The sequence below is a fragment of the Arthrobacter sp. 05T444 genome (assembly GCF_056395905.1).
Map to the genome: position 1 here is coordinate 1 of NZ_JBFTKK010000051.1, position 2,464 is coordinate 2,464.

The 2,464-nt window shown below is 66.4% G+C and carries 2 protein-coding genes; both read left to right on the forward strand.

Going from position 1 to position 2,464, the window contains the following annotated elements; translation table 11 throughout:
* Positions 1-30: 30 nt before the first annotated feature.
* Entirely contained in the window at positions 31-1,590 is a 1,560-nt protein-coding gene (zwf, locus tag AC1DD3_RS22010; protein ID WP_476882522.1) for a glucose-6-phosphate dehydrogenase, read from the forward strand.
* On the forward strand, positions 1,587-2,464 hold an 878-nt coding region (locus tag AC1DD3_RS22015), incomplete at its 3' end, for a glucose-6-phosphate dehydrogenase assembly protein OpcA (RefSeq protein ID WP_230121521.1). The genes zwf and AC1DD3_RS22015, both read left to right, overlap by 4 nt.

Genomic DNA, 2,464 nt, shown 5'->3' on the forward strand with positions numbered 1-2,464 from the left:
GCCACTGAAAGCTAAGGCACTAAACCAACCATGCCAGATACTTTGAACGGCAGAAGGTCAGCGGGCAGGAGCGGGAACCCTTTGCGGGATCCGCGGGACCGCCGTCTGAACCGGATTGCCGGACCGTCGTCGCTCGTGCTCTTCGGAGTCACGGGTGACCTCGCCCGCAAGAAGCTCATGCCCGCTGTCTATGACCTCGCGAACCGCGGCCTGTTGCCGCCCAGCTTTGCCCTGGTGGGCTTTGCCCGGCGGCAGTGGGACAACGAGGACTTCGCGGCGGAGGTGAAAGACGCGGTCAAAACGTACTCCCGTACGCCGTTCGATGAGGCGGTGTGGAACCAGCTGTCCGAAGGCATCCGTTTCGTGCAGGGCGAGTTCGATGACGACTCCGCCTTTGAGCGGCTCGGCGAGACCATCAAGGAACTCGACGAACAGCGCGGCACGCGCGGCAACCATGCGTTCTACCTGTCCATCCCGCCGAAGGCCTTTGAACAGGTCTGCCGGCAGCTCTCGAAGCACGGTCTGGCCCAGGCTGAAGGCGACAAGTGGCGCCGTGTGGTCATCGAGAAGCCGTTCGGGCACGACCTTAAGTCGGCCCGGCAGCTGAACGACATCGTGGAATCGGTCTTTCCGCCCGACGCGGTCTTCCGGATCGACCACTACCTGGGCAAGGAGACGGTGCAGAACATCCTGGCGCTGCGCTTCGCSAACCAGCTGTTCGAACCGCTGTGGAACGCCAACTACGTTGACCACGTGCAGATCACCATGGCCGAGGACATCGGCACCGGCGGCCGTGCAGGGTACTACGACGGCGTGGGTGCTGCCCGTGACGTGATCCAGAACCACCTCCTGCAGCTGCTGGCGCTSACTGCGATGGAGGAACCTATTTCCTTCAACGCGGATGACCTGCGTGCGGAGAAGGAAAAGGTCCTGGCGGCTGTCAGGCTGCCGGAGGACCTCTCCACCCACTCCGCCCGCGGCCAGTTCGCCGGCGGCTGGCAGGGCGGCGAGCAGGTCCAGGGCTACCTCGAGGAGGASGGCATCCCGGCCGATTCCACCACCGAGACCTTTGCCGCGATCCGCGTTGACATCAATACCCGGCGCTGGCACGGGGTCCCGTTTTACCTGCGCGCCGGCAAGCGCCTGGGCCGGCGCGTCACGGAAATCGCCGTGGTGTTCAAGCGCGCGCCTAACCTGCTGTTCCGCGACCACGGCGAGGATGACTTCGGGCAGAACGCCGTGGTGATCCGGGTCCAGCCTGACGAGGGCGCCACGATCCGCTTCGGCTCCAAGGTCCCCGGCACGCAGATGGAAGTGCGGGATGTGACGATGGACTTCGGTTACGGCCACTCGTTCACGGAGTCCAGCCCGGAGGCGTACGAACGGCTGATCCTTGACGTGCTCCTCGGCGAGCCGCCGCTGTTCCCGAGGCATGAGGAAGTGGAGCTCTCCTGGAAGATCCTGGACCCGTTCGAGGAATACTGGGAGGGCCTGGGCGAGCAGCCCGAGCCCTACGCACCCGGCAGCTGGGGCCCGGCCTCCGCTGACGAGCTGCTCGCCCGCGACGGACGCACCTGGAGAAGGCCATGATTGTAGATCTTCCGAACACCACCACCTCCAAGGTCTCCAAGAAGATCATGTCCCTGCGGGAGCAGGGCGGGGTGATCGCTCTGGGCCGCGTGCTGACCCTGGTGGTCGTCACGAAATCGGGWCTGGAAGAGGAGGCCATCGAGGCAGCCAACGAGGCCAGCCGGGAGCACCCCTGCCGAATCATTGTCCTTGCCGATGCCGGCTCTGCCGCTCCCAACCGGCTCGATGCCCAGATCCGGGTCGGCGGTGACGCCGGAGCCTCGGAAGTGATCGTGCTGCGCGGCTTCGGGGAACTCGCAGAGGAAAGCGAGTCCCTCGTCGCCGCGTTGCTGCTCCCTGACGCTCCGATCGTGGCCTGGTGGCCGCACGGCGCGCCGAAGAATGCCAGCGAGACATCCATCGGCAAGATCGCCCACCGGCGCATCACCGACTCCGCGAACGAAGCCGAACCGCAGGTGGCCCTGGAGAATATCCGGAACACCTACAAGGCAGGCGACACGGACCTCGCCTGGACCCGCCTGACGAACTGGCGCATCCAGCTCGCGGCAGTGCTGGACCAGGTGGACCCATCCCCTGTCACCGCGGTGGCCGTGGAGGGTGCTTCGGACTCCCCCAGCACCATCCTGCTGGCGGCCTGGCTCACCCTCTCCCTGGACGCCCCGGTGACGATCGTCGCCGACCCCGCGGGCACCGGTATCCGGCGCGTCCGCCTGAGCCGGGCAAGCGGCGACGTCCAGCTGTTCCGGCCCGGACTGTCAGTGGCCGAACTGACCCAACCGGGCCAGCCTGCCCAGCGGATTTCCCTGCCGCGGCGAAGCCTGCGGGACTGCCTGGCCGAGGAACTGCGGCGTCTGGATCCCGACGAAGTGTTCGG